This is a genomic window from Bradyrhizobium diazoefficiens (assembly GCF_016612535.1).
Taxonomy (GTDB): domain Bacteria; phylum Pseudomonadota; class Alphaproteobacteria; order Rhizobiales; family Xanthobacteraceae; genus Bradyrhizobium; species Bradyrhizobium diazoefficiens_C.
Map to the genome: position 1 here is coordinate 881,770 of NZ_JAENXS010000001.1, position 24,512 is coordinate 906,281.

The window sequence follows — 24,512 nt, forward strand, 5'->3', positions numbered from 1 at the left end:
AGCCATCCAAATCGTTATTTTGCTAACGCGTCTTGATGAAGCACATGCCGATGCGGCTCGATGCCGAAGCAGCCTGACAGGTGAGACCTTTAGCACAGGTCCATGACGTAAAACTCTTGTCGGACGTTCCCGATCCCGGACCTTGCAAATAACAATGCGCGCCCCAGCCATCCTGGTACTCGGTGCCGGCGAGCTCCGAGCTGCCGCGGGTCTGCGGGCGGCTGGCGAAACCGCGTGAGAAATCAGGGCGTTTGCCGGCGGCAAAGGCCGTCAGGATGTCGCGGCGGCGGGGCTGATCGCCGACAAAATGCGGCGAGGCCGGCACGATGGTGGAGTTCGACGGCTTGTCCGCGAGCCAGTCCACGCCCGGGAAATGGAAGCCGCCGATGCCCCGGGTCTGGTGGCAGCCCGAGCACGTGACATCGTTGAGGCGGCGCTGGAAGCCTGCGACCGAGCGGATGTTCTCCATGGTGATGCCGCGCGTGGCCGCCTGCTTCAGCGCGCCGACCACATCGTTGTCGGTGAAGACTGGATCGTCTTTGCCTTCCCCTTTCCCCTCCCCTTGCATCATCCCGAATTCTGGCTGCAGATCCGATGCATCGAAGCCGGCCGGTGTCGGCGCGATCGCAGCCTTGGCGAGATACTTCTCCGGGATCAGCACGGTGCCGCGATCGAAGTCGCGAAAATTCGCAGGGGTAAGCAGCCAGGCCTTGAAGTCGCGCCGGAGCGCGTCGTCGGCCATGATGCGGTCGCGGTCGATCTGGTTCTCCAGCGTTGATTCCACGAAAATCTTCGTCGCCGCGTCGTATTTGAACACCTTGAGCAGATAGTCGGAGCGGAAATCGTGCAGCGCCGACTTTGGCGAGATCGAGATCTGGATATTGGTCTCGATGCGGTCGATCATCGCGTCGTAGGGGGCTGAGCGGCTGCCGATCAGCCCCTGCCAATCGCCATTGTCGAGCCAGCGCCGCGCGACCTCGGCGCAGGTGATGGGCTTGCCGCTCTGATCGGTCTGGCCCGCATCGCGCGCCTTCATCACTAGGTTGAACGTCATCGGCAGGCGCGTCGCCGTCTTGCTGCCGTCCGGCTGGGTCTCGAAGCGGGCCAGGCGATAGATCAGTCGGATTTCACCGCACGACTCCTCCGACACATAGGCGCGGTCCATGCGGTTGACGATGCCGGCCAGCACGAAGCGCGTGTTGGCAGATTTCAGGTTGGCCCGGTCGAACAGCTGGACGTCGAAGCCTTCACCGACGCCGATGGTCTCGCTCGGCGAAGCCAGCTTGTGTTGCCCGATGTAGCGATCGAACTCCGCGTCGATCGCCGGCGGAATTTCCTTGAGCTGGGGCAGCGATGCGAACAGCAGATCACTCGTCAGCGGAACATTCGCGTTCCGCTCCGGCTGCAACAGACGCGAGATCGTCAGCGCATCGTTCTGGTCGAGCTTCTTCAGGAGATCGGGATCGGTGATCGCGGTGCCGCGTACGAGCGGCGCGTTCTCCGCTGCCATTGACGACTTACCCCCGCCGAACAATACGGCGATAGCAACGACAATTCGCAACGCGCGGCTCATGCCTCCACTAACACCGCGGGGCTTTGCGTATTCAAGTAAAAAGGCGCTTCACGCGGTGGTGAAGCGCCTCTTGTGATGAGTCGGAAATCGGACGCTTAGTCTAGCGCGCGACGATCAGGCCTTTGGCGGTGACGACCACCCAGCGGCCGTCCTGGCGGCGGATCGCATCGACGCGGCCGAGGCCGGGGATGGGATCGCCGGCATAGACCTCGTACAGGCCATTCCGGCCCTCGATCAGCGCACCGCCATTGGCGACATCGCGCAGCCTCCAGCCTTCGATGGTCGGCAGCCGGCCGACTTCCGTCTTGGGTGCGGCCGGCACAGGAGCCGGCGCGGCAGCGGCCGTCGCAACCTGGGTCGGCGCGATCGAGCCGGTGGTCTCCTTGGCGGGCGCTGCGGCTGCAGCCTGCGCGGGGGCAGCGGGCGGTGTGGCACGCAACTTGTCGACAGTCTCGGACAGCTTTGCGAGCTTGGCCATCGGTTCGGCCTGCGCCTTCTCGAGCTTGTCGAGACGGTCGTTGGCCCGGTTGAACTGGCTGAGGCCGGTCTTGGAGGTGTGCTCGACATTGGCCTTGAGCGCCACGACGTCGGCATCGATCCGGGCGACGGACGCATCCAGCGCGCTGGTATCCGCCACCTGCGCCGGTGCCGGGCTGGCGAAATGCATCATGCCGGCGGTCGCGAGCGCGCCGCTGATGGCGCCGACGCTGGCTGCGATCGCCACGACCGCGGCCATCGCCGACAGGCGGCGCTTGCCGCCGGTGTCACGCAAATCGTCCGCCTTCACATGCGGGGCAAACTCTTCACGGTCCCAGGACCGCTCCGAGGGCGCCATGACAATCAGCTTGCCGGGCTTGGGCTCGGACTCGGGTGCGGCCTGAGGCGCAGCGTTGATCTTGGGCACCTCGATCCTTGAAGCCTCGAGCTTTGGCGGCTCAACCTTCGGAGCGTCCGGCATGACCGGATCGGGCTTGGGCGGTGCCTCATGGTCGGGGGCGATCGACGGGGCCTCAATGCCGGCGGCAGCCTCGACGGCCTGCGGCGCGGATGCGGCGGCTTCACCAGTCCGCTCACCAGCCTTTTGGCCGGCCAATTCGGGCGTTGCTTCGGTCACGGCTCAAATACTCCAGTCTAGGTTGACCTTTTGGTAACTTTCATTGCTTGCGAATTCCTTACCTCGGGACCCGCTTACCGAAATTTTAGGAACTCGTCCGAGGCCGAATTGGGTCCGGAAAGAGGAACCGGCGTGGCGGCGTGCAACAATTTGTCAGCCCATGTTGCCCTGCGGTAGGCAGCCATCTCAGCCGAAGGGGCTGTTTGCGCGTCACCGTTCCCCGGCTAACATGGGCCGTTCCGTCATCCAGAAGAACTCCAGAAGGGGCTTTGGGAGTGCCATGGCGATCGAGAAGTGCATTAAGGCCTTTGGTGTCGATGACATCATCTTCGAGGAGGGCTCGACCGGCCGCGAACTGTTCGTCGTCCTCGACGGCGAGGTCGAGATCGCCAAGTTCAATGGCGCCAGCAAGACCAGCATCATCAAGCTCGGCAAGGGCGAGTTCTTCGGCGAGATGGCCGTGATCGACGGTTCGGCGCGCTCGGCGACGGCGATTGCTTCCGCGCCGAACACGAAGGTGATGAGGATCAACCACGCCCGCTTCGTCTATCTCGTCAGCCAGCAGCCGGCGTTTGCGCTGATGGTGATGGACGCGCTTTCCAAGCGCCTGCGCGCTTCCAACGCCGTCATCTACCAGGCGGCGCAACCATGAGCGACCGCAAGCCGACCTCGTTCCCGATCCTGACGAAGAACGACACCTGCTCGCTGATCCAGGCTGCCGATGACGTCTACCAGATCCGCTTCTCCAACCGCGCCGCCAACGCCTATCTGGTGCGCGGCTCGGCACGAACGATCCTGATCGATGTCGGCCTGTCCTCGAACTATCCGGCGATGGTCGAGTGCCTCAACTTCGTCGGTTGCCCGCCGGAGAAGATCGACATGGTGGTGCTGAGCCACGAGCATCTCGACCATATCGGCGCGGCCTGGCACTTCAACGAGCGGCGCACCTACGTCGCAGCCCATCGCCTCGCCGCCAACAAGATCATGCTGCGCGACGATTTCTCGATGCTGCGCAAGATGTTCAACGAGCCGAACGTGCCCGTTAACATCGACATCTGGCTCGAGGAAGGCAATCTGATCGACCTCGGCAATTTCCGCCTCAACGTGATGTACACGCCGGGCCACACCTCGGCCTGCATCACGCTGTTTGAGCAGGACAAGGGCCTGCTGTTCGCCGCCGACACGCTGATGCCCGGCGGCGTGATGGGCGGCGTGTTCGGCTCCGGCAGCATCTCCGACTACATCCAATCGCTGGAGCGAATCAAGGGGCTGAGCACCAGTATCCTGCTGTCGGGACACGGAAGGCTGTCGGACACGCCGCAGGAGGACGTCCGCATCGCCATTGCACGGTCGCATGGTTTGCTCGAGGACACCGCGCAATTGTTCGACGCGCTGGACGCGCGCTCGAACTTCGAGCCGATCATGCAGTCGGTGCGGGATCTGAACAAGCTGGATGATTGATCCACAATGTCGTCCCGGCCAAGTGCGCAATTGCGCACTAGGCCGGGACGACACTGGGCTACATCACCACCGGCTTGTCCGGCAGCTCGTTCGGATGCGGGCCACTCGGCGGGAAATGCTTTGCCAGCTCGCGCGACACCGCCGCGATGCCGTCGATCACGCCGCGCTCGAATTGGCCGGACTTGAACTCCGTCTCCATCGCGCGGCAGATGTTTTCCCAACCCGCCGCGCCGACCTTCGCATCGATGCCACGGTCAGCGATGATCTCGACGTCGCGGTCGGCGAGCAGCAGGTAGATCAGCACGCCGTTGTTGTGCGCGGTATCCCAGATCCGCAAATGCGAGAACACATCAAGCGCGCGCTCGCGTGCATGTTGATTGCCAAACAGCGGACAGCCGTCGAGCGCGCCTTCGACGACGAAGCGGATTTGGCCGGAATGCGTCGTCTCGCTCTGCTCGATCGCTTGCTCGATGCGATCGAGCACGCTTTGCGGAAACACTCGCCTGGCGCGCCAATGGTGCTGGAGGAGATGCCGGGTGATGCGCCCAATGCTCATGACTACCAGCTCCCCGACGCGCCGCCGCCACCAAAGCCGCCGCCGCCCCCGCTGAAGCTGCCGCTGTCACTGGACGATGATCCGCTGCTCCAGCCGCCTCCCGACGACGAACCGCTTGACCACGAACCGCCGCGCGACGACCCCGTCGATGCCGGAAACAGATCGGCGATGAAGGACAACACGAAGCCGACGATGCCGGCGAGTAAGGCCCATCCTGCGGATCCGATGATGAGCAACGCCAGGATGGCGATCACGCTGCCGGTCGCAACCGAGCCCAGCAATCGCCCTAGCAGCGCGCGCAGAAATCCGCCGACAACGAGCGAAGCAAACAGCGCGACCGGGACCATCGGCCCGATCTCGTCCAGATTGGCGAAATTCACGCTGCGCGACGGAACCGGCAGCGGCTCGCCATCGACGACGCGCATCATCCGGTCGACGCCGGCCGAGATGCCGCCGGCGAAGTCGCCCTCCCTGAATTTCGGCGTGATGACTTCGTCGATGATCCGTCGCGAGGTCACGTCGGTGAGCGCGCCCTCGAGGCCGTAGCCGACCTCGATGCGGAGATGGCGATCATTCTTGGCGACGACTAGGATCGCCCCATCGTCGACCTTCTTGCGGCCGATCTTCCAGGCCTCGGCAACACGGATCGAGAATTGCTCGATCGTCTCAGGATCTGTCGTCGGCACGATCAGCACGGCGATCTGGCTGCCTTTCTTTGTCTCGAAATCGCTGAGCTTTTGCGACAACGCGGCGATGTCACCGCTGGAGAGCGTGCCGGTCCGGTCGACGACACGGCCGGTGAGCTGCGGCACGGCGACATCGGCCAAAGCGGAGAACGCCCAGCCAAGCAGCAGTGTAAGCAGGAAGGCCTTGACAGCGCGCATCGGAGCCGGACGCGCTTACTTCGACGGCGCGGGCGCCGGGTTGAAATCGACCTTCGGCGCGGTCGAGATTTCCTTCTCATTCTCGACCGAGAAGTTCGGTTTCTCTTTGTAGCCGAACATCATCGCGGTGAGGTTGTTCGGGAACGACCGGACGGTGACGTTATAATCCTGCACCGACTTGATGTAGCGGTTGCGCGCGACCGTGATGCGGTTTTCGGTGCCCTCTAGCTGCGACATCAGGTCCCTGAACAGGGTGTCCGATTTGAGCTGCGGATAATTCTCCGTGACCACGAGGAGTCGCGACAATGCACTGGAGAGCTCGCCTTGCGCGGCCTGGAATTTCTGGAAGGCGGAGGGGTCGTTGAGCACCTCGGGCGTCGCCTGGATGCTGCCGACCTTGGCGCGCGCATTGGTGACGCCGAGCAGCACGTCCTTTTCCTGTTGCGCAAAGCCCTTCACCGAGTTGACGAGGTTGGGCACGAGATCGGCGCGCCGCTGATACTGGTTCACGACCTCGGACCAGTTGGCCTTGATCTGCTCATCCTGGCTCTGGATCGCGTTGTAGCCGCAATTGGTGAGGCTGAGCGAGGCCAGCGCTGCCAGCACGGTCAGGATCTTGCGCATCAAATTTCTCCCGGTGGAATCGGGCGCAAACTACCAGATTGAACGCGCATGGCGCCAGCTATCCCACGCGGACGGCGAAAAGCAGCCGGCTGACGCAAGCCCCTTGCCTATCACCGGGCGACATAGTCAACTCTTGGCAAAACAATCTTGGCAAACAAGACAAAAACAGCAGGGAGCGCGCCATGTCCTCGTTCGAGACCATCCTCGTGGAGCGGCCGGAGCCGGCGATTGCCCGGGTCGTGATGAACCGGCCCGACGCGCGCAATGCGCAGAACCTGCAAATGACCTACGACCTCAACGCCGCCTTTGACGCGGCGGTGCAGGACGACACGGTCAAGGTCATCGTCCTCGCCGGCAACGGGCCGCATTTCTCGTCCGGCCATGATCTGCGCCCCGGCGGCAAGAATGCAGCCGGCGTCGATTTTCCGCCGATTGGAAATTGGGGTGGCTTTGCGGAGGCGAACGCGCATGGCCGCTTCGCGCGCGAGCAGGAAATTTATCTCCAGATCACCCGGCGCTGGCGCAATCTGGCCAAGCCAATGATAGCCGAGGTGCACGGCAAGTGCATCGCCGGCGGCTTGATGCTGGCCTGGGCCTGCGACCTCATCGTCGCCAGCGACGATGCGCGGTTCTGCGATCCCGTCGTCACCATGGGCGTCTGCGGCGTCGAATGGTTCGTGCATCCCTGGGAGCTCGGCCCGCGCAAGGCCAAGGAATTTCTGTTCACGGCCGATAGCTGGAGTGCCGAGGAGGCGCATCAGCTCGGCATGGTGAACAAGGTCGTGCCACGCGCGGAATTGTCGGCGCGGGTACTGGAGCTGGCGCGAAGGATCGCATCAAAGCCGTCCTTTGCGCTGAAGCTGACCAAGGAGGCGGTGAACCGCTCGGTCGACGTGATGGGGCAGCCCGCCGCGATCGACCAGGCCTTTGCGTTGCATCAGCTCTGTCACGCCCACAATCTCCAAGAATTCGGCATGGTGGTCGATCCGTCCGGATTGCATCCCTCCGTGCGCAAGCCGGCGGCCGCGGAGTAGACGCCATGGACCTCAACCTCAGTGACGAGCAACGGCTGCTGCGCGAGAGCGCGGAGCGCTTCGTGGCCGAGAGCTACGATGCCGAGCACCGCCGCAAGACGGCGAACGATCCGCTCGGCTTCAGCCCGGCGGTGTGGAAGCAGTTTGCTGAGCTCGGCTGGCTGGCGCTACCGATCCCGGAAGAGTTTGACGGCCTCGGCGGCGGGCCGGTCGAGATCGGCATCTTGATGGAAGCCTTTGGCCGCGGGCTGGTGTCCGAGCCTTATGTCGCGACTGTCGTGCTCGGGGCCGCACTGATCGACAGATGCGGCAGCACAGCCCAGAAGCAGGCCAGCCTCCCCAAGATCGCGGACGGATCATTGAAACTTGCGTTTGCGCATTCTGAGCGCGCCGCGCGGTTCGATCTCGCCAAGATCGCAACCGTCGCGAACAAGACGGCGCAGGGCTGGCGTCTCGCGGGCAGCAAGATCGCGGTGCTCGACGGCCACGCCGCCGACGAGATCATCGTCTCCGCGCATATCCATGATCATCAGGCACGATCGGGGCGGATCGGCCTGTTTCTGGTGCCGGCAACGGCACCAAGCCTCGCGATCTCCGACTATCCGCGGCTCGGTGGCGGGCGCGCCTGCAACATCGAACTCTCGGACGTGCAGCTGCCGGAGGACGCACTGCTCGGCGGCGGCAAGGATGCGCTGCCGGCGATCGAATGGGCCGTCGATCGCACCATGGCTGCGCTGGGCGCGGAAGCCGTCGGCATCATGCAGACGCTGCTGGATACCACGCTGGACTACACCAAGATCCGAAAGCAATTCGGCCGACCGCTGTCCGCCAACCAGGTGATCCGCCATCGCCTTGCCGACATGGCGATCCAGGTCGACGAAGCGCGCGCGATGGCGCTGCGCGCCGCGCTGAAGGCAGATGCCCCGCACGTCGAGCGTGCCCGCGCCGCGTCGGCCGCGAAGGCGAAGATCGGCAAGTGCGCACGTTTTGTCGGCGAGCAGTCGATCCAGTTGCACGGCGGCATGGGCGTCACCGAGGAGCTCGAGGTCGGCGCCTATTTCAAGCGCCTGGTCGCCTTCGACACGCTGTTCGGTGGCAGCGCGCACCACTATGCCCGCTACGCCCAGCTTGGCCGCACCACCCAGCCTGCCTGACACAAGGAGCGCATCATGGACCTGTCGTTCAACACTGAGGAGCGCGCCTTCCAGAGCGAGGTGCGCGATTTTATTGCCAAGAATCTCACCGACGAAATGAAGCGCGCGACAGCTCTGACGCCCTCGGTATTCTCCGATCCCGATATCGGCATGGCCTGGCAGCGCGCGCTGCACAGCCGCGGCTGGGGCGCGCCGGGCTGGCCGGTCGAGCATGGCGGCCCGGACTGGACGCCGGCCCAGCGCTGGATCTTCGAGACCGAATCCGCACGCGCCGGCGTGCCGAACGTCAACGTGATGGGCGTGAAGATGGTCGGGCCCGTCATCATCGGCTTCGGCTCGCCCGAGCAGAAGAATTTCTATCTGCCGCGGATTCTCTCCGGCGAGGACTATTGGTGCCAGGGCTATTCCGAGCCGGGCTCCGGCTCCGACCTCTCCTCGCTGAAGACGCGCGCCGTGCGCGACGGCGACGACTACATCATCAACGGCACCAAGATCTGGACGACGCATGCGCACCACGCCAACCGCATGTTCGCGCTGGTACGCACCGGCGACGGGCCACGGCAGCAGGACGGCATCAGCTTCATCCTGATCGACATGAAGACGCCGGGCATTACGACGCGGCCGATCCTGACCATCGGTGGTGATCACGAAGTCAACCAGGTGTTCTTCGACGATTTGCGCGTACCCGTGACGAACCGCGTCGGCGAGGAAGGCAAGGGCTGGACTTACGGCAAATATCTGCTCGAATTCGAGCGTGGCTCCGGGATTGCGTCCGCCAAGCTGCGCGAGGGCCTGAAGGCGATCTCAGATCTGGCAGAGTCGGATCTGACGGGTCGCGCGATCGACAGCCCCGATATCGCCACGCGCATCTCCGAGGTCGAAATCGACATCGACGCGCTGGAAATGACCGAGCTGCGCGTGCTCTCGGCACTCCAGACCGGGCAGAACCCCGGCGCGGTGTCGTCGATCCTGAAGCTGCGCAACAGCGAAATCCGGCAAGCCGTGACGCGCCTCGGCGTCGACGTGATCGGCCACGACGCGCTCGCGGTCGAGCCGATGCGCCCGCTCTACAAGCTCAACCACGAGCCGGTTTTGCCTGAGGACATGCTGACAATCGTGCCGGAATATCTCAACGGCCGGGCCTACACGATCTTCGGCGGCACGTCGGAGATCCAGCGCGACATCATCGCGAAGATGATGTTGGGGATTTAGCACTTGTAGCCCGGATGGAGCGAAGCGCAATCCGGGACAACAACCGCGGGCGGCCCCGGATTTCGCTGCGCTCCATCCGGGCTATGCCACCGGGCTGTCAACCCACCTTCGCGTCCTTGATTGCCTGCCAGATCTTCTGCGGCGTCAGCGGCGTGTTGAGCTGGGTGATGCCGAGTTCGGCAAGCGCGTCCATCACGCCGTTGGTGACGCAGGGCGGGCCGCCGATGGCACCGGATTCGCCGCAGCCCTTGGCGCCGAGCGGATTCGTGCGGCACGGCGCGGAATCGTCAAGCGTCACCACGATCGGCGGAACGTCGTCGGCGCGCGGGATGCAGTAATCCTGGTAGCTCGCGGTCAGCAGCTGGCCGTCGGCATCATACGACACGCCCTCATACAGCGCCTGGCCGATGCCCTGCGCGACACCGCCATGGATCTGGCCGGTGACCAGCATCGGATTCACGGCGACGCCGACGTCGTCGACGGTGGTGTAGCGCACCACCTTGGACACGCCGGTCTCCGGATCGATCTCGACCTCGCAAATATGCGTGCCATTGGGCCAGCTGGGCCCGTCAACCTCGCCCTCGGAATCGACGCTGAGCTTGGCGCCGGTCTCCTTCTCGGCGATGTCGAACAGGCTGATGCGGCGGTCGGTGCCGACCACGGTGAGCATGCCGCCCTGATATTCGATATCCTCGACCGAAGTCTCCAGTACGTTCGCCGCCTTCTCGCGCGCCTTCTGGATCAGATCGTTGGAGGAGACCGCCACGGCCGTGCCGCCGACGAACAGCGAGCGCGAGCCGACGCTGCCAAAACCCATCGCCAGATCAGTGTCGCCCTGGACCACGTCGATCTTGTCCATGGGGATGCCGAGCGTATCGGAGATCATCTGGGTGTAGGTTGTCTGCAGCCCTTGCCCCATCGCCATGGTGCCGGAATGCAGGATGACGCGGCCCTGTGAGGTCGCGTGCAGGCTGACCTTTTCGGTATGGGCGCGGCCGCCGGTCCACTCGATGTAGGAGGTGAGCCCGCGGCCATAGAGCAGGCCCTTTTTCTTCGCCGCCTTCTTGCGCGCGGCAAAGCCGTCCCAGTCCGCAAGCTTGACGGCACGATCGAGCATGTGAGCGAAGGCGCCGGAATCGTAGACCTGGCCGGCCGCGTTGGTATAGGGCAGTTGGCCCGGCTTGATGTAGTTCACTTTCCGGATCGCGCGCGGATCCATGCCGATTTTTCGCGCGGCGGCGTCGAACAGGCGCTCGACGATGAACACCGCTTCGGGGCGGCCAGCGCCGCGATAGGCGCCGACAGGCGCGGTGTGGGTCATCACCGACTTCACTTGGAAATGCACCAGCGGCAGGTCGTAAACTCCGGTCTGCACGAAGGGCCCGAGCACCAGGGGGATGATGTTGCCCGCTCCGGACGAATAGGCGCCGGTGCAGCCGATCGATTTGACGCGATAGGCCAGCACCTTGCCCTTCTCGTCCAGTGCGAAGGAGGCGGTCGAGGTGAGATCGCGGCCATGGGTGCCACCGACGAACTCGTCAGTGCGGTCGCCGCGCCAGCGGATCTTCCTGTTCAGCTTGGTCGCGGCATAGGCGACGATGCCGTCTTCGGGATAGAGGTTGGTCTTCTGGCCAAAGCCGCCGCCGATATCGCCGACCAGCACACGGACGCTGTCCTTCGGACGCTTCAGCACGGCTTCCGCCAGCACGTCGCGGGTCGACGCCGGGGTTTGCGATTGCACATGCAGGAGCAGCCGGCCGGTCGCCCTATCGATCTCGGCAATGCTCGAGCGCGGCTCCATGGCCGAGGGCACCAGGCGCTGGCTGACGAGATCGAGCTCGACCGTGTGCGCCGCCTTCGCAAAGACCTCGTCGACCTTGGCGGCATCGCCGTAGCTCATGGCGCCGACGATGTTGTCGGGCGCATCCGGCCATACCACCGGCGCGCCGGGCTTCACCGCCTCGACGGGATCGACCACCGCCGGCTGCACGTCATACTCGATGACGATCGCTTCGGCCGCGCTCTGGGCCTCTGCGCGTGACGAGGCAACCACCGCCGCGACCGCCTCGCCGGTGTAGCGCACAACCTCATGGGCGAGCAGCCGGCGCGGCGGCACCGTCATCGGCTTGCCGTCGGGACGCTTGAAGATGCTCAGGGTCGGAATGGTGCCGACGTCGTCCTTGATCAGATCGGCGCCGGTATAGATCGCGGTGACGCCGGGTATCGCGGCCGCGGCGCTGGTGTCGATCGAGACGATCTTCGCATGCGCATGCGGCGAGCGCAGCACATGCAACCACAGCGCGCCGTCCGCCGGCTTGTCGTCGATGAATTGCCCCTTCCCGGTGAGCAGCCGCTGGTCTTCCAAACGCTTGACGGGCTGGCCCGCTCCGAAACGCAAATTGCCGGGAAGAATGTTCATTCCGCTCTCGTCCTCAGGGTCTCTTGAAATGCGGGCTGCCTTTTAGCGGATCGAGGCAGGCGAGACCAGCCGCGCTTTTGGACGGCCAATCCCACACTTTCGTCATGCCCGGGCTTGTCCCGGGCATCCACGTTCTGTCTTTGGAGGAGCAAGGCGTGGATGGCCGGGACAAGCCCGGCCATGACGACTACGGAGAGGCTTAAGCAAGCTCCCGCAGCGCCGCTTCCACCACTTTGCGCGCATCAGCCGTCAGTGCGGCCTGCGGCGGGACGGGATCGCCGACGTCGTAGCCCTGGATCGCCAGCCCGGCCTTGATGCAGGCCGCGAGGTTGAAGCGGGCGAAGGCCTCGTTGATCCGCCACAGCCGGCGCTGGAGCCCCATAGCCTCATCCCAGCGGCCGGCCTTGCAGAGGTCGTAGAGCGCGACGCTCTGGCGCGGGATGATGCAGGCCGGTCCCGCCATCCAGCCAATGCCGCCGATCAGCATTACCGCGGCCGGGATATGGGCGGAGGCCGAGAAGACGCGCAGAGCATCGCCGCCGCGATTCATGATCGAGAGCAGCCGGCCGGTGTTGGTCGAGGCATCCTTGATGTAGCCGATGCGCGGATGCTCGGCGAGGCGCGCGATGATGTCGAGGGTCAGATCGGAGCGCTGGAATTGCGGATTGGTGTAGATGACGACCGGAATGTCGACGGCATCCGCAATGCTGCGGAAATAGGATTCGACCTGGGCATCGGCGAGCGGGAAATATGCCTCGAGGATCGCCAGAATGCCGTCGGCCCCGAGCCTCTGATAGGCCTTCGCCTGCGCCACCGCATCCGCCGTCGAGGTCGACGCAACGCCCGCCACGACAGGCACGCGGCCGTTCGCAACCTCGATCGTGGTCTGCACGACCGCGGTGCGCTGCGCGGCGTCGAGATACGCGAATTCGCCGGTCGAACCGAGCGGCGTCAGCCCGTGAACCCCGGCGCCGATCAGGTCGTCGCAGAGCTTTGCAAGGACGTTCGTCCGCACCGCGCCCTCGGCATCGACGGGCGAGACGAGATAGGGGAAGACGCCGTGGAAGTCGGACATGTCAGATGCGGACTCCGGAAAGCTGGTTTGCGCCTGACGGGTATTACCAATGCTTGCGCCGTTGATCAAATCTTGAGCAGCCGCACCCGCGTGCCCCAGGGATCGATCGCCTCGAGGCCATCGGGCAGCTGCACTACCCGGGCGCCGCCCTGGCGCAGGCGCTCTTGCTGCGCGGCGAGCAGCTCCGGTTTCTCGGTCACCAGCGAGAACCAGGCGAGCCCCGTCGTGGTGTCGTCGCGCTGGCCGGCGCCCTGGCTTTGCCAGATATTCATGCCGAGATGGTGGTGATAGCGCCCCGACGACAGGAACGCGGCGCCGTTGCGGCTGCGGGTCGGGTCGAGGCCAATCGCACCGTGATAGAAGCGCTCGGCCTGCACGAGATCGCCGACACGCAAATGCATGTGGCCGACGCGCAGCCCCTCCGGGGCCCTGGCATAGTCGCTGACGCGCGTGTTGGTCAGCGACAACAGGTCGGGGATGTTGAGCTCGTCGGTGGCCATCTTCACGCTGCCCTCGCTCCACTGCCATTGCGAGGGATCGCGGTCGGCATAGACCTCGATACCGTTGCCTTCGGGGTCGTCGAGATAGACGGATTCGCTGACGAGGTGATCGGCAAAGCCCGACAACGGCACGCGATGCGAGGCGGCTGCTACCAACCAGCGCGCGAGGTCCTTGCGCGTCGGCATCAGGAAGGCGGTGTGGTAGAGGCCGGCGGCATTGCGCGGCTCGATCGCAGCGTCGGGACGGGCTTCCAGCACCAGCAGCGTGATGCCGGCCGTGCCGAGCCTAGCAGCGGTGGCCGAGCGCTCCATCACGGTGAGCCCGATCACGTCGCGGTAGTAGTCCGCCACCTTGTCGAGATTCTTCACACGCAACGTCAACATGCCGACCCGCATCGGCGTGCGGCTGGCATAGGTCGGCCCGCCGCCTTGCGGATGGCCCTCGGCGCGCGCGGCAGCCACCGCGGCCATCGCGAGCGAAGTGGCGCCGGCGAGTTGCAGCAGGGTGCGGCGGGTGAGGTCGATGGTCATCGGTTGAGACTCGCTGAAAGGGTTTGAGGCCGTAAGGCGCAATTTGGGGATTGCTACACGTTCCCGTGAGCGGCTCCCAATCACATGTTCGTCGGCCGTGGCTCCTTCGGAGGACTGGCCACCCGGGCAGTTTCGCAAACGCCCGCGACATCCCAGATTGTGGACAGCTTACAGGAGCCCTACAGCTCAAAGGAGTCTTGCATGACCGATCCCACTCCTCTGTCCTCATTGTCGTCCGCGATCGCGGATGTCGTGGCGCGCATCGCGCCATCCGTCGTCTCCGTGCATTCGCATCGCTCCCGCTCAACCGGCTTCGTCTGGAAGCCCGGCCTGATCGTGACTGCCGACGAGGCGCTGGCCGACGAGGGCGACGTTCAGATCGTCCTTGCCGACGGCAGCACCGCTGCTGCCAGGATCGTCGGCCGCGACCACACGACCGATATCGCGCTGCTGCGTGCCGATACCAACGTCGCCCCAGTCAAGCTGGCATCGACGATCCCTGCCCTCGGCACACTCTCGGTCGTGGTCGCGACCAACCGCGACGCGTCAAGCGCGACGCTCGGAATGGTGTCGCTCTCCGGCCAAGGCTGGCGCTCCCTGCGCGGCGGCGAGATCGATGCGCGGATCGAGCTTGATGTCCGCCTGCGTCCGAGCCAGGAGGGCGGCCTTGCCCTCGACGCATCCGGAGAGGCCTTCGGCATGGCCGTGCTCGGGCCGCGGCGCGTGCTGGTGATCCCGACGGCGACGATCGAGCGCGTCGCGGCGCAGCTCGAGACGCGCGGCCGCATCGCCCGCGGCTATCTCGGGCTCGGGCTGCAGCCGCTGCGGCTCGACGACGGCATCGGCGCGATGGTGATGAATGTCGACAAGGCCGGCCCGTCGGCCGCGGCCGGCATCCGCCAGGGTGACGTCATCGTCGCGGTCAACGACCAGAAGCTGTCCGGCGTGCGCGCGTTGTTGCGGACGCTGGGACCTGCGAGCGTCGGCCAGGTGGTCGACGTCGCGGTCCGCCGCGGCGGCGAGCCGGCGAGCTTCAAGGTCACGATCGGCGAGAGGCCGGAGGCGTGAGCGAGGACAAGACGCCGGAGATCGTGCTGTCGCTGGAGATTGACGATCCCGCGCTCGCCGACCGCCTCGCCACGCTGCTCGGCAGTGTCGCGGGGCTTCGCCTTGCCGTGCCTGGCGAGCAGGCCACGGCGACGATCGTCGCCCGCGATCCGCGCGTCATGCCCGACGACATCGCGCTGACGCAGCGCGAAATCGACGTGCTGGCGCTGATGGCGGAAGGCGCCTCCAACAAGATGATCGCGCGGCAGCTCAACATCTCCGTGCATACGGTAAAATTCCACGTCGGCTCGCTGCTCGACAAGCTTGATGCCACCGGCCGCACCGATGCGGTGGCGCATGCAGCACGCCGCGGCGTGATCGAGCTATAGCGCGACCGGAAAGCTGAGCTGGACCGTCAGGCCCGGCGCATTGTCATGCAGCGCGATCTCGGCGCCATGGAGGCGCGACACCGCCGCCACAAGGCTCAAGCCCAGGCCATTGCCCGGGGTATAGCGGCTCTGCTCGAGCCGGTAGAAGCGCTTGAACACGTGATCGTGCTGATCGGCGGCAATGCCCGGGCCATCATCGGTGACGGCGATCATCGCGCCGTCGGCGGCATTGCGGCAGGTCACGGTCACCTTTCCTCCGGCGCGGCCGTGCTTGATCGAATTGTCGACCAGATTGGCGATGGCGTCGAACAAGAGGTCGCGATCGCCGGTCACGGCGACATCGCGGTGGCCGCCAAGGGTCAGGCGCGTCGCGACCTGTTCGGCGGCAGCGTCGTAGAGCTCGACGACTTCGCCTGCGATTTCGGCCAAGTTGAGCGCGCGGAAGGCGCGCCGGCGGGCGCGGGTCTCGATCTCCGAGATCCGCGTGATGGAAGCGAACATGCCGAGCACGGCATCGAGATCGGCAATGGTGTCGCCGATCAGCGCGGCATCGGCTTCATCCCCGCGCGGCGCATGATAGGCCTTTTCCAGCCGGCCCCGCATGCGCGTCAGCGGCGTGCGCAGATCGTGGGCGACATTATCACTGACCTGCTTGACCTCGCCCATCAGCGTCTCGATCCGATCGAGCATCTGGTTGAGGTTTTCGGCGACACGGTCCCATTCGTCGTGGCTGCCGCGCAGGGGAATGCGCCGGTCGAGCCCGGACAGCATGATGGCGCGGCTGGTGGCGTTGATCTCCTCGATCCGCCCGACCGTACGCCTCGTCACCAGCACGGCGGCGAGGCCGGCAAGCACGACCAGCAGCACGGCAACCGCGATCATCGCGAGCTCGAGCATCGCGATGAAGCCGCTGTGGTCGCCGACATCGCCGGCCCGGCTCCGCACATAAGCGAGCGTGCCAAAATAGACATAGGCCATGATCGCCGCCACGATCAGGCCGAAGATCGCGATCGCGATCAGCGCCAGGCGGAAGGTCGAGGAACGAAGCGTATTAGCCAGGAGCACGGAGGCAATATCCGATGCCGCGAATGGTGTGGATCAATGGATAGGCCTGGGCATCGTCGACCTTGCGGCGGACACGCCCGACATAGACGTCGATGATGTTGGTGGAGGGATCGAAATGCAGGTCCCAGACATGCTGGAGCAGCATTGCGCGGGACACCACGCGGCCCTCGTTGCGCACGAGATATTCGAGCAGCTGGAACTCGCGCGGCAGCAGCGGAATCTTGCGGCCGCGGCGGCTGGCGTTGCGCGCGATCAGGTCGACGGCGAGATCGCCGACGCGCAAGATAGTTTCCTTGGCGATGGTCTCGCTGCGGCGGCCGAGCGCCTCGAGGCGTGCGAGCAGCTCGACGAAGGAGAACGGCTTGACCAGATAATCGTCGCCGCCGGCGCGCAAACCGCGCACGCGGTCGTCCACCTCGCCGAGCGCGGAGATGATCAGGAAGGGGGCCGCAACGCCGTCATCGCGCAATTGCCTCATGACGGTGATGCCGTCGATGTCGGGCAGCATTCGGTCGATGGTGATCACGGCATAATCGCGGGCAGCGCTGTGGCTCAGCGCCTCACGGCCCGTCGCGGCGAGATCGACGTCATAGCCGGAAATCGTCAGCTCCTCGACGAGCTGGCCTGCGGTTTCCGGATCGTCCTCGACGACGAGGATACGGCGGTGGCCTCCGCTCATGACAAACTCCGCGCGACGATCACCACCAGGCTATCCCGTTCCGGGGCTGGACGGAACCGCCCGGTGGCGACCGCGACAATGGTGCGGTCCGGCGATGCTAGTACCAAGAATCCCCGCACACATTGACCCATTGCCACCCGGAGGGCGTCAAGCTCCTGCGCCAGCAACCATCGTCGTAATAATTGTCATAGTAGTAGGGCGCGCCGAACACGGCGAAACGGCGGAGATGATGGTGGTGGAAGAAGAAGGCGTGACGGCCGATGAAGGGCCTGCCGGCGCCGGCGAAGCGCGGCCCGATCGCCGCATGCGCGAACCGCGCGCCGCCGAAGGCAGCTCCATTAAGGCCTGGTCCACCGACATGAGCGAAGTGCGCGCCGCCCATGCCGCCGACATGCATGCCACTGAAGGCGCCAGCGTGCATGCCGCCACCAAAGCCTCCGCCGTGCATCCCGCCACCGAAGCCGCCACCACCACCATGACCGCCGCCGCCGAAACCACCGCCGCCATGGCCGCCGCCTCCACCTCCGCCTCGGGCGAGCACGGGCGAAGCGATCGCCATGACTGCCGCAATCGTCGCCGCAGTGAGACCTTTGAGCATCCTGTTGTTCATCGAACCATCCTCCTTGCAGTGCGGCGGTGACCGCGCCGCACGAGGATGATCAGATGAGACGAATGGGCAGGCGCCTTCAATTTACAAATGCGCCAGATTCTGACGCGGATGTTAGGGAGGCAAGCTCTCTCGCTCCCTCTCCCGCTTGCGGGAGAGGTGAGCAAGCCGCGAGACCTCGCCCCAAACGCCTCAAACCCGCTTGCCGCCGTTCTTCTCCGCCGCGCGACGCAGCGCCTCGGCGAGCGCGCCGCCACCGCCAGAGGATTCCTGCTGGCGCGGGGCCGACGAGGTCATGCGGGCGGGGCTGCGAGAATTGTTGTCGCGCTGCATGCCGGGGGCATCCTTCTTGGCGCCGACCTCGTCGTCGAGACGCAAGGTCAGCGAGATGCGCTTGCGTGCGACCTCGAAGTCCAGCACCTTGACCTTGACGATGTCGCCAGGCTTCACCACCTCGCGCGGGTCCTTGATGTAGGTCTTAGACATCGCCGAGATGTGCACGAGGCCGTCCTGATGCACCCCGATGTCGACGAAGGCGCCGAACGCGGCGACGTTGGTGACGGTGCCCTCGAGGATCATGCCCTTTTTGAGATGCTTGATCTCCTCGACGCCTTCCATGAACACTGCGGCCTTGAACGCGGGGCGCGGATCGCGGCCGGGCTTCTCGAGCTCGCGCAGGATGTCGGTCACGGTCGGCAGACCGAAGGTCTCGTCGACGAAATCCTTCGGCTTCAGCGTGCGCACGATCTCGCTGCTGCCGATCAGCGCCTTGATGTCGCTCTTGGTGGCGGAAAGGATACGGCGGACCACTGGATAGGCTTCCGGATGCACGCCGGAGGCATCGAGCGGGTCCTCGCCGCCGAGGATGCGCAGGAATCCGGCGCACTGCTCGAACGCCTTCGGACCCAAGCGCGGCACCTCCTTGAGCGCCTTGCGCGACTTGAACGGGCCGTTGGCGTCACGATGCGCCACAATGCTCTGGGCAAGGCCCGCGCCCACGCCCGACACGCGCGCCAGAAGCGGTGCGGAGGCCGTGTTGACGTCGACGCCGACCGCGTTCACGCAGTCTTCGACCACGGCATCGAGCGACTTTGCCAACTTGGCCTGGCCGAGATCGTGCTGATACTGGCCGACGCCGATCGCCTTCGGCTCGATCTTGACCAACTCGGCGAGCGGATCCTGGAGACGGCGGGCGATCGAGACGGCACCGCGCAAGGTGACGTCGAGATCAGGCAATTCCTCGGAAGCGAAAGCCGAGGCCGAATAGACCGACGCGCCGGCTTCCGACACCACGATCTTGGACATCTTCAGTTCGGCGAGGCCCTTGACGAGATCGGCCGCGAGCTTGTCGGTTTCGCGCGAGGCCGTGCCGTTGCCGATTGCAATCAGCTCGACACGATGTTTCAGCGCGAGCTTGCCGAGGATTGCGAGCGCTTCGTTCCACTGCCGCTGCGGTTCGTGCGGATAGATCACGGCGGTATCGACCACCTTGCCGGTCGCGTCGGTGACCGCGACCTTGACGCCGGTGCGGAAGCCGGGATCGAGACCCATGGTGGCGCGGGTGCCCGCGGGCGCTGCCAGCAGCAGGTCGCGCAGGTTCGAGGCGAACACCCGCACGGCCTCAGTCTCGGCCGCATTCCACAGCCGCATGCGCAAATCGATGTTGAGATGCACCTGGATCTTGGTGCGCCAGGCCCAGCGCACGGTGTCGATCAGCCATCGGTCGCCGGCGCGCTTGAGATCGGCGATGCCGAACCGCTTCATGATCTTCAGCTCATAGGCACCCGGCACGCCGGGCGGCGGCGCTTCGGCCTCGGCCTGCATTTGCAAGTCGAGGATCTCTTCCTTTTCGCCGCGGAACATCGCGAGGATGCGATGCGACGGCAGCTTGGTCAGCGGCTCGGAGAAATCAAAATAGTCGGCAAACTTCTCGCCCTCGGTCTTCTTGCCGTCGCGCACCTTGGACGCCATGCGCGCGTTGGTCCACATCTCCTCACGCAGCACGCCGATCAAATCGGCGTCTTCGTCAAAACGTTCGACCAGGATGGCGCGGGCGCCGTCGAGCGCGGCTACCGCATCCGCAACGCCCTTCTCGGCGTTGACGTAGGCTTCGGCGACGAGCTTGGGATCGTTGCCGGACTCCGCCATCAACTGGTTGGCGAGCGGCTCGAGGCCGGCTTCCTTGGCGATCTCGGCCTTGGTCCGGCGCTTCGGCTTGAACGGCAGATAGATGTCTTCGAGGCGCGCCTTGCTGTCGGCGGCAAGAATGGAAGCTTCCAGCGCAGCATCGAGCTTGCCCTGCTCGCGGACCGATTCGAGGATGGCCTTGCGGCGGTCTTCGAGCTCGCGCAAATAGCCGAGGCGCTCCTCCAGGGTGCGCAATTGCGCGTCGTCGAGCGCACCGGTCGCTTCCTTGCGGTAGCGCGCGATGAAGGGAACCGTGGCGCCGCCGTCGAGCAGCGTCACCGTCGCCTCGACCTGCTCCGCCCGGACCCCAAGCTCCTGCGCAATTTTCTGATTGATATTTGCCACGCGACGATCCCTCTATAGCCAAGCCCGCGACGCAGACCGAAATCCGACCGCGGGACGCCGCTTATGGACCAACCGGGGTTGATTCATCAAGGTACTGCGACAGACCGTCGACAGAGGTTTTTTGGTCGAACCGATGCGATCTCGCCACAATCGTGGGAATGTCGCGGGGCCAGATAGCAGAAGTTGAGGCGCACGCTCCCTCCACACGTCATTGCGAGGAGCCCTTGCGACGAAGCAATCCAGAATCCCTCCGCGGAAGGACTCTGGATTGCTTCGCTGCGCTCGCAATGACGGAGCGAGGGGCGGCATCGCATCCTCCAATGCACATTTTAACTGGCAGACACACCTTCTCGCTCTCGCGGCGCGTTTCGCCCGAGTTTTGCTCTCCTCATCGCCCTCTCGACAGAAAGGGCGCAGGGAAGGCCGGGTGCTGACCTCGCACCCGCGGTCTGCTGCGCGAATGTGTAGCGCAAAGAGACCGCACAGCAGCATACAGGTGTAGCCAAACACACGGCCTTCCCTGCGCGATGGTCGGACGGCTTATGCCGTGCTCACCCCGGAGACGAGTTCTTTTTGCCTCCGTCACCTCACGGAATTCGCCGGCACCGCGCCGGTTGACGCCAATGCCGCCTCCGCAAGACTTGGCCGTAGCGACGACGGCCAGGACCACACGGTTTTGCCGTACGCAAGCATCCCGCTTCGCCAAAAGGCTTCGCCGGACAAGTCCCGCTTCGCCCGAGAGCGTCACAGGCATTGGGCGCCGTTCGTACAACGCGGCTTGCAAGTCGCTCATGGGGCTCGGCTCAATCCACTGCCCCGCCCTGCGCTCACATCCGCGACGGCGCCGCTCGCGTCCACCGCAGCCCGATCCGCGGCTCGTGACGACGTACGACCGCCCCTCTTCGCCGGATCAGGATGGGCGGATACATACGACAAATCCGAATTTCGATAAAGTGGAATATTTTTGGAGCGACGGATTGACCAGCGATTGGGTGTTTTGCCCGACGAGACTGAGCAAGAACTCGTCATTTTGGGGAGTTGATGTACGATTCTGTTCATGACGAATCGCACATTCAAGACCGGCGAGAGCCGCGACCAGGCCAGTCTGCTTCCTGCCCGGATTGAGGACTATGTCGGGGCGGACAACCCGGTCCGGGCGATCGAGAGCTTCGTTCGTGTCCTCGACCTTGCCAAGCTCGGCTTTCGCCATGCTGAGCGCAAGGCTGAAGAGGTCGGCCAGCCGCCGTACGATCCGGCCGATCTGCTGAAGCTCTACCTTTACGGCTACATCAACCGAATCAGGTCGTCGCGTCGGTTGGAGCGGGAGGCCTGCCGCAATCTGGAACTGATCTGGCTGCTGAAGAATCTGAAGCCGGGTTATCGGACGATCGGCAACTTCCGCAAGGAGAACTGGGCGGCTCTGAAGGCGGCCAACCGCAGCTTCGTGCTGCTGATGCGCGAACTCGGTCTTGTCGGCGGCAGCGTTGTTGCGATTGACGGCTCGTTCTTCCATGGTGACGCCAGCAAGGCCAGCATCTTTACGCGCAAGAGGCTTGCCGATCAGATCGCAAAGCTTGACCAGGAGATCGAGGCTTACGGCAAGTCCCTTGAGGACAATGACGCCGCGGAAGCCAAGAAGGCGGTCAAGGATGGGCCCGATGGCGGCGGTGAAGATGGCGGCGACATCGGGGCGAAGGTCGCGGCACTGATGGCGAAGCGCTCGCGCGCACAAGCCGATCTTGCTCGGTTGGAAGAGAATGGCCAGACGCAGTTGTCCCTGACCGATCCGGATGCCCGGCTTCTGGTCAAGAGCGGCCAGGGGGTCGCAGGCTATAACGTGCAGACCGCCGTCGACGACAAGCACAAGCTCATTGTCGCCAGCGAGGTGGTGAACGACAGCAGCGATGTCGGCCAGCTCCATGCGATGGCCATGGCGGCAAAGGAAGCCCTCGAGGTCAAGACCCTGCAGGCGCTGGCAGATGAGGGCTATTACAGCAGTCGCGAACTGAAGGCCTGTGAGGACGATGGCATCACGGCCTATGTGCCGGTGCCGGAGGGCAACGCCCGGCTCGAAAAGCAAGGCCGCTTCGCCCTCAAGGACTTCAACTATGATGGCGCATCCGACACCTATCATTGTCCCGGCGGCCATCAGCTACATCCGATGAAGAGCAGGCAGGAGAACACCAGTGGCCGCATCGAGATCCGCTACGCGGCGCGCGGGGCGATCTGCAGGACCTGCCCGCTCAAGGTCCGTTGCCTCGGCTCGAACGCGGCTTACCGGACGATAGGTCGCTGGGAGCATGAAGACGTTCTCGAACGTCATCGCGCGCGGATGCAGGGCGCGGGCGAGCTGATGCGCCGTCGTTTTGGCATCGTCGAACATCCGTTTGGCACGCTCAAATGCCGTGCCGGCTATCGTCATTTCCTGGTCCGCGGCCTCGACAAGGTCCGCGGCGAGTGGAGTCTGATGGCGCTCTGCTACAATTTCACCCGCGTGCTCAACATTCTTGGGTTCGACGGGCTTCTGGCCGCGCTCGCAAAGACGCGTGCTACTTGCCGATGGACCCGCGTAGCCCTTTTGACGTGCATCCAGGTTGCTCTAGCCGCTCTCTGGACAAATATAGAGCTTCCCCTCGCAGTCAGCCGGCCCACGCTGGCCTGACTTCGATAATTAGTAGTTCTTGCTCAGTCTCTTCGGGCAACGCAATCCCTTGTAACCCGTATGAAGCGAAGCGGAATGCGGGGACGCCACCGCGGATTGCGCTTCGCTCCATCCGGGCTACGGCTTGCGGCTTGACATCCGGCCCGCTTCCACGGCTGTTTGCTCCGCCGGACCACCGAACTCTGAGGACTATCAATGCGCACTTCATCGGTCGGCGTCTTCAAGGTCGCCACCAGGGGCCCCGGCGACGTCTCCGGCCTCATGAGCCTGATCAGGTCCGGCACCATCGATCCGGCATCCATCCTGGCGATCCTCGGCAAGACCGAGGGCAATGGCGGCGTCAACGACTTCACCCGGGAATATGCGGTCGCCGCGCTGTGCACGGCGCTGGCGCCAAAGCTCGGCCTGACGCCGCATGAGGTCGAGCAGCGCATCGCCTTCGTGATATCGGGCGGGACCGAGGGCGTGCTCAGCCCGCACATCGCGGTGTTCACACGCTACGAGGTTGAGAGGCCGCCCGCCGGTATCTCCGGCAAGCGCCTGAGCATCGGCATGGCGCAGACCCGCGATTTCCTGCCTGAGGAGCTCGGCCGCTCCGCGCAGATCGCCGAGACCGCCAAGGCGGTGAAGGCCGCAATGGAAGAGGCCGGCATCAGCGATGCCACTGATGTCCATTTCGTCCAGATCAAGTGCCCGCTGCTGACCAGCGAGCGTATCGAGGCGGCGACAATGCGCGGCAACAAGACCGCGACGACCAGCGCCTACAGCTCGATGGCCTATTCGCGCGGCGCCTCCGCGCTCGGCGTTGCGGTCGCGCTCGGCGAGGTTACCTCCGACATCCGTGACGAGGACGTGCTGCGGCGCTACGATTTGTTCTCGAACGTCGCCTCGACCTCATCAGGGATCGAGCTGATGCACAATGTCGTCATCGTGCTCGGTAATTCGGACGCATCCGTGAGCGAATTCGAGATCGGGCATGCCGTGATGAGCGACGCGATCGACGCGCCTGCGGTGGTATCAGCGATGAAGAGTGTTGGCCTTGGTGTGGATCTTGGTGTGGATCTTGGTGTTGATCCTGGCATCGCCCCGCAAGCTGCCGCTGGCCGCGAGCTCGTCAACATCTTCGCCAAAGCCGAAGCTTCGCCTGATGGCACCGTGCGCGGCTACCGCCACACCATGCTGGAAGACACCGACATCAGCTCGACACGCCATGCCCGCGCCGCGGTCGGCGGCTTGATCGCCGGCCTTGCCGGGAGCGGCGCAGTCTACGTCTCCGGCGGTGCCGAGCATCAGGGGCCGGCTGGCGGCGGCCCGGTTGCGGTGATCGCGCGACTGTCTTACTGACGCGGACCCCTCCGCCCGGTGCAACCCTGCCCTTCGCGCCGGCTCAGTTG

General features: G+C 64.8%; 21 protein-coding genes. 9 read left to right on the top strand and 12 right to left on the bottom strand.

The window, feature by feature from the left end; translation table 11 throughout:
* Nucleotides 1-22: 22 nt before the first annotated feature.
* Entirely contained in the window at nucleotides 23-1,573 is a 1,551-nt protein-coding gene (locus tag JJE66_RS04135; protein WP_200512826.1) for a hypothetical protein, read from the bottom strand.
* 100 nt (nucleotides 1,574-1,673) lie between these two features.
* A complete protein-coding gene (locus JJE66_RS04140; protein ID WP_311979825.1) occupies nucleotides 1,674-2,687 on the bottom strand; it encodes a hypothetical protein in 1,014 nt (337 codons plus the stop codon).
* 280 nt (nucleotides 2,688-2,967) lie between these two features.
* Between JJE66_RS04140 and JJE66_RS04145 the strand changes: the two genes are divergently transcribed.
* Both JJE66_RS04145 and JJE66_RS04150 read left to right on the top strand, forming a co-directional pair.
* Nucleotides 2,968-3,339 (top strand): Crp/Fnr family transcriptional regulator, encoded by a 372-nt coding sequence (locus JJE66_RS04145; RefSeq protein WP_200512827.1) that lies wholly within the window; start codon nucleotides 2,968-2,970, stop codon nucleotides 3,337-3,339.
* Nucleotides 3,336-4,148 (top strand): MBL fold metallo-hydrolase, encoded by an 813-nt coding sequence (locus JJE66_RS04150; RefSeq protein ID WP_200512828.1) that lies wholly within the window; start codon nucleotides 3,336-3,338, stop codon nucleotides 4,146-4,148. Before JJE66_RS04145 ends, JJE66_RS04150 begins: the two co-directional genes overlap by 4 nt.
* A 58-nt stretch (nucleotides 4,149-4,206) precedes the next feature.
* On the opposite strand, the gene JJE66_RS04155 is transcribed toward JJE66_RS04150, so the two are convergent.
* Genes JJE66_RS04155 through JJE66_RS04165 form a run of 3 tightly spaced genes read right to left on the bottom strand, consistent with a single transcriptional unit; the run spans nucleotide 4,207 to nucleotide 6,212 of the window.
* A complete protein-coding gene (locus tag JJE66_RS04155) occupies nucleotides 4,207-4,704 on the bottom strand; it encodes a TPM domain-containing protein (RefSeq protein ID WP_200512829.1) in 498 nt (165 codons plus the stop codon).
* Nucleotides 4,705-4,706: 2 nt separating this feature from the next.
* Nucleotides 4,707-5,588 carry a YgcG family protein gene (locus JJE66_RS04160; RefSeq protein ID WP_200512830.1) on the bottom strand — a complete coding sequence of 294 codons (882 nt, stop codon included), beginning with the start codon at nucleotides 5,586-5,588 and terminating at the stop codon, nucleotides 4,707-4,709.
* Between the two features lie 15 nt (nucleotides 5,589-5,603).
* Complete coding sequence (locus JJE66_RS04165) at nucleotides 5,604-6,212, bottom strand: LemA family protein (protein WP_200512831.1); 609 nt, start codon at nucleotides 6,210-6,212, stop codon at nucleotides 5,604-5,606.
* 182 nt (nucleotides 6,213-6,394) lie between these two features.
* Here JJE66_RS04165 and JJE66_RS04170 point away from each other — a divergent pair, with 182 nt between their 5' ends.
* From JJE66_RS04170 to JJE66_RS04180, 3 genes are read left to right on the top strand one after another with little or no spacing between them, the layout of a single operon-like run.
* Entirely contained in the window at nucleotides 6,395-7,246 is an 852-nt protein-coding gene (locus tag JJE66_RS04170; RefSeq protein WP_200512832.1) for an enoyl-CoA hydratase, read from the top strand.
* 5 nt (nucleotides 7,247-7,251) lie between these two features.
* The gene (locus tag JJE66_RS04175; RefSeq protein WP_200512833.1) at nucleotides 7,252-8,400 is read left to right on the top strand and encodes an acyl-CoA dehydrogenase family protein; all 1,149 of its coding nucleotides are present in this window, start codon (nucleotides 7,252-7,254) and stop codon (nucleotides 8,398-8,400) included.
* Between the two features lie 15 nt (nucleotides 8,401-8,415).
* Nucleotides 8,416-9,612 (top strand): acyl-CoA dehydrogenase family protein, encoded by a 1,197-nt coding sequence (locus JJE66_RS04180; RefSeq protein WP_200512834.1) that lies wholly within the window; start codon nucleotides 8,416-8,418, stop codon nucleotides 9,610-9,612.
* Nucleotides 9,613-9,709: 97 nt separating this feature from the next.
* Here JJE66_RS04180 and JJE66_RS04185 read toward each other — a convergent pair whose 3' ends face one another.
* The 3 genes from JJE66_RS04185 to JJE66_RS04195 all read right to left on the bottom strand — a co-directional run bounded on the left by JJE66_RS04185 (nucleotide 9,710) and on the right by JJE66_RS04195 (nucleotide 14,137).
* A complete protein-coding gene (locus JJE66_RS04185) occupies nucleotides 9,710-12,031 on the bottom strand; it encodes a xanthine dehydrogenase family protein molybdopterin-binding subunit (RefSeq protein WP_200512835.1) in 2,322 nt (773 codons plus the stop codon).
* A 199-nt stretch (nucleotides 12,032-12,230) separates the two neighbouring features.
* Nucleotides 12,231-13,106, bottom strand: a complete 876-nt coding sequence (locus tag JJE66_RS04190; protein WP_200512836.1) for a dihydrodipicolinate synthase family protein — start codon at nucleotides 13,104-13,106, stop codon at nucleotides 12,231-12,233.
* Between the two features lie 65 nt (nucleotides 13,107-13,171).
* Entirely contained in the window at nucleotides 13,172-14,137 is a 966-nt protein-coding gene (locus tag JJE66_RS04195; RefSeq protein WP_200512837.1) for a VOC family protein, read from the bottom strand.
* Nucleotides 14,138-14,338: 201 nt separating this feature from the next.
* On the opposite strand from JJE66_RS04195, the gene JJE66_RS04200 reads away from it, so the two are divergent.
* Nucleotides 14,339-15,205 carry a S1C family serine protease gene (locus JJE66_RS04200; RefSeq protein WP_200512838.1) on the top strand — a complete coding sequence of 289 codons (867 nt, stop codon included), beginning with the start codon at nucleotides 14,339-14,341 and terminating at the stop codon, nucleotides 15,203-15,205.
* Entirely contained in the window at nucleotides 15,202-15,573 is a 372-nt protein-coding gene (locus tag JJE66_RS04205; RefSeq protein WP_200512839.1) for a response regulator transcription factor, read from the top strand. The genes JJE66_RS04200 and JJE66_RS04205 overlap by 4 nt, the downstream gene beginning before the upstream one ends.
* Here the strand turns inward: JJE66_RS04205 and JJE66_RS04210 are convergent.
* The 4 genes from JJE66_RS04210 to JJE66_RS04225 all read right to left on the bottom strand — a co-directional run bounded on the left by JJE66_RS04210 (nucleotide 15,568) and on the right by JJE66_RS04225 (nucleotide 20,456).
* On the bottom strand, nucleotides 15,568-16,638 hold the full coding sequence (locus tag JJE66_RS04210; RefSeq protein WP_200512840.1) for a HAMP domain-containing sensor histidine kinase: 1,071 nt from the start codon (nucleotides 16,636-16,638) through the stop codon (nucleotides 15,568-15,570). The two genes, JJE66_RS04205 and JJE66_RS04210, sit on opposite strands and share 6 nt — an antisense overlap.
* On the bottom strand, nucleotides 16,625-17,317 hold the full coding sequence (locus tag JJE66_RS04215) for a response regulator transcription factor (protein WP_200512841.1): 693 nt from the start codon (nucleotides 17,315-17,317) through the stop codon (nucleotides 16,625-16,627). The genes JJE66_RS04210 and JJE66_RS04215 overlap by 14 nt, the downstream gene beginning before the upstream one ends.
* Nucleotides 17,318-17,414: 97 nt before the next feature.
* Nucleotides 17,415-17,927: a hypothetical protein gene (locus tag JJE66_RS37860; protein ID WP_246756066.1), complete on the bottom strand. Its 513-nt coding sequence runs from the start codon at nucleotides 17,925-17,927 to the stop codon at nucleotides 17,415-17,417.
* 189 nt (nucleotides 17,928-18,116) lie between these two features.
* A complete protein-coding gene (locus tag JJE66_RS04225) occupies nucleotides 18,117-20,456 on the bottom strand; it encodes a Tex family protein (protein ID WP_200512843.1) in 2,340 nt (779 codons plus the stop codon).
* A 1,057-nt stretch (nucleotides 20,457-21,513) separates the two neighbouring features.
* Here JJE66_RS04225 and JJE66_RS04230 point away from each other — a divergent pair.
* Nucleotides 21,514-23,118 carry an IS1182 family transposase gene (locus JJE66_RS04230; protein WP_200512844.1) on the top strand — a complete coding sequence of 535 codons (1,605 nt, stop codon included), beginning with the start codon at nucleotides 21,514-21,516 and terminating at the stop codon, nucleotides 23,116-23,118.
* Nucleotides 23,119-23,313: 195 nt separating this feature from the next.
* Complete coding sequence (locus JJE66_RS04235) at nucleotides 23,314-24,462, top strand: ring-opening amidohydrolase (protein WP_200512845.1); 1,149 nt, start codon at nucleotides 23,314-23,316, stop codon at nucleotides 24,460-24,462.
* The last annotated feature ends 50 nt before the right edge of the window (nucleotides 24,463-24,512 follow it).

What these genes read in the sequence shown, in the direction of transcription:
- JJE66_RS04135 (WP_200512826.1), bottom strand. Translation starts at nt 1,573, where the DNA reads ATGAGCCGCGCGTTGCGAATTGTCGTTGCTATCGCCGTATTGTTCGGC.
- JJE66_RS04145 (WP_200512827.1), top strand. Translation starts at nt 2,968, where the DNA reads ATGGCGATCGAGAAGTGCATTAAGGCCTTTGGTGTCGATGACATCATC.
- JJE66_RS04150 (WP_200512828.1), top strand. Translation starts at nt 3,336, where the DNA reads ATGAGCGACCGCAAGCCGACCTCGTTCCCGATCCTGACGAAGAACGAC.
- JJE66_RS04155 (WP_200512829.1), bottom strand. Translation starts at nt 4,704, where the DNA reads ATGAGCATTGGGCGCATCACCCGGCATCTCCTCCAGCACCATTGGCGC.
- JJE66_RS04160 (WP_200512830.1), bottom strand. Translation starts at nt 5,588, where the DNA reads ATGCGCGCTGTCAAGGCCTTCCTGCTTACACTGCTGCTTGGCTGGGCG.
- JJE66_RS04165 (WP_200512831.1), bottom strand. Translation starts at nt 6,212, where the DNA reads ATGCGCAAGATCCTGACCGTGCTGGCAGCGCTGGCCTCGCTCAGCCTC.
- JJE66_RS04170 (WP_200512832.1), top strand. Translation starts at nt 6,395, where the DNA reads ATGTCCTCGTTCGAGACCATCCTCGTGGAGCGGCCGGAGCCGGCGATT.
- JJE66_RS04175 (WP_200512833.1), top strand. Translation starts at nt 7,252, where the DNA reads ATGGACCTCAACCTCAGTGACGAGCAACGGCTGCTGCGCGAGAGCGCG.
- JJE66_RS04180 (WP_200512834.1), top strand. Translation starts at nt 8,416, where the DNA reads ATGGACCTGTCGTTCAACACTGAGGAGCGCGCCTTCCAGAGCGAGGTG.
- JJE66_RS04185 (WP_200512835.1), bottom strand. Translation starts at nt 12,031, where the DNA reads ATGAACATTCTTCCCGGCAATTTGCGTTTCGGAGCGGGCCAGCCCGTC.
- JJE66_RS04190 (WP_200512836.1), bottom strand. Translation starts at nt 13,106, where the DNA reads ATGTCCGACTTCCACGGCGTCTTCCCCTATCTCGTCTCGCCCGTCGAT.
- JJE66_RS04195 (WP_200512837.1), bottom strand. Translation starts at nt 14,137, where the DNA reads ATGACCATCGACCTCACCCGCCGCACCCTGCTGCAACTCGCCGGCGCC.
- JJE66_RS04200 (WP_200512838.1), top strand. Translation starts at nt 14,339, where the DNA reads ATGACCGATCCCACTCCTCTGTCCTCATTGTCGTCCGCGATCGCGGAT.
- JJE66_RS04215 (WP_200512841.1), bottom strand. Translation starts at nt 17,317, where the DNA reads ATGAGCGGAGGCCACCGCCGTATCCTCGTCGTCGAGGACGATCCGGAA.
- JJE66_RS37860 (WP_246756066.1), bottom strand. Translation starts at nt 17,927, where the DNA reads ATGAACAACAGGATGCTCAAAGGTCTCACTGCGGCGACGATTGCGGCA.
- JJE66_RS04230 (WP_200512844.1), top strand. Translation starts at nt 21,514, where the DNA reads ATGACGAATCGCACATTCAAGACCGGCGAGAGCCGCGACCAGGCCAGT.
- JJE66_RS04235 (WP_200512845.1), top strand. Translation starts at nt 23,314, where the DNA reads ATGCGCACTTCATCGGTCGGCGTCTTCAAGGTCGCCACCAGGGGCCCC.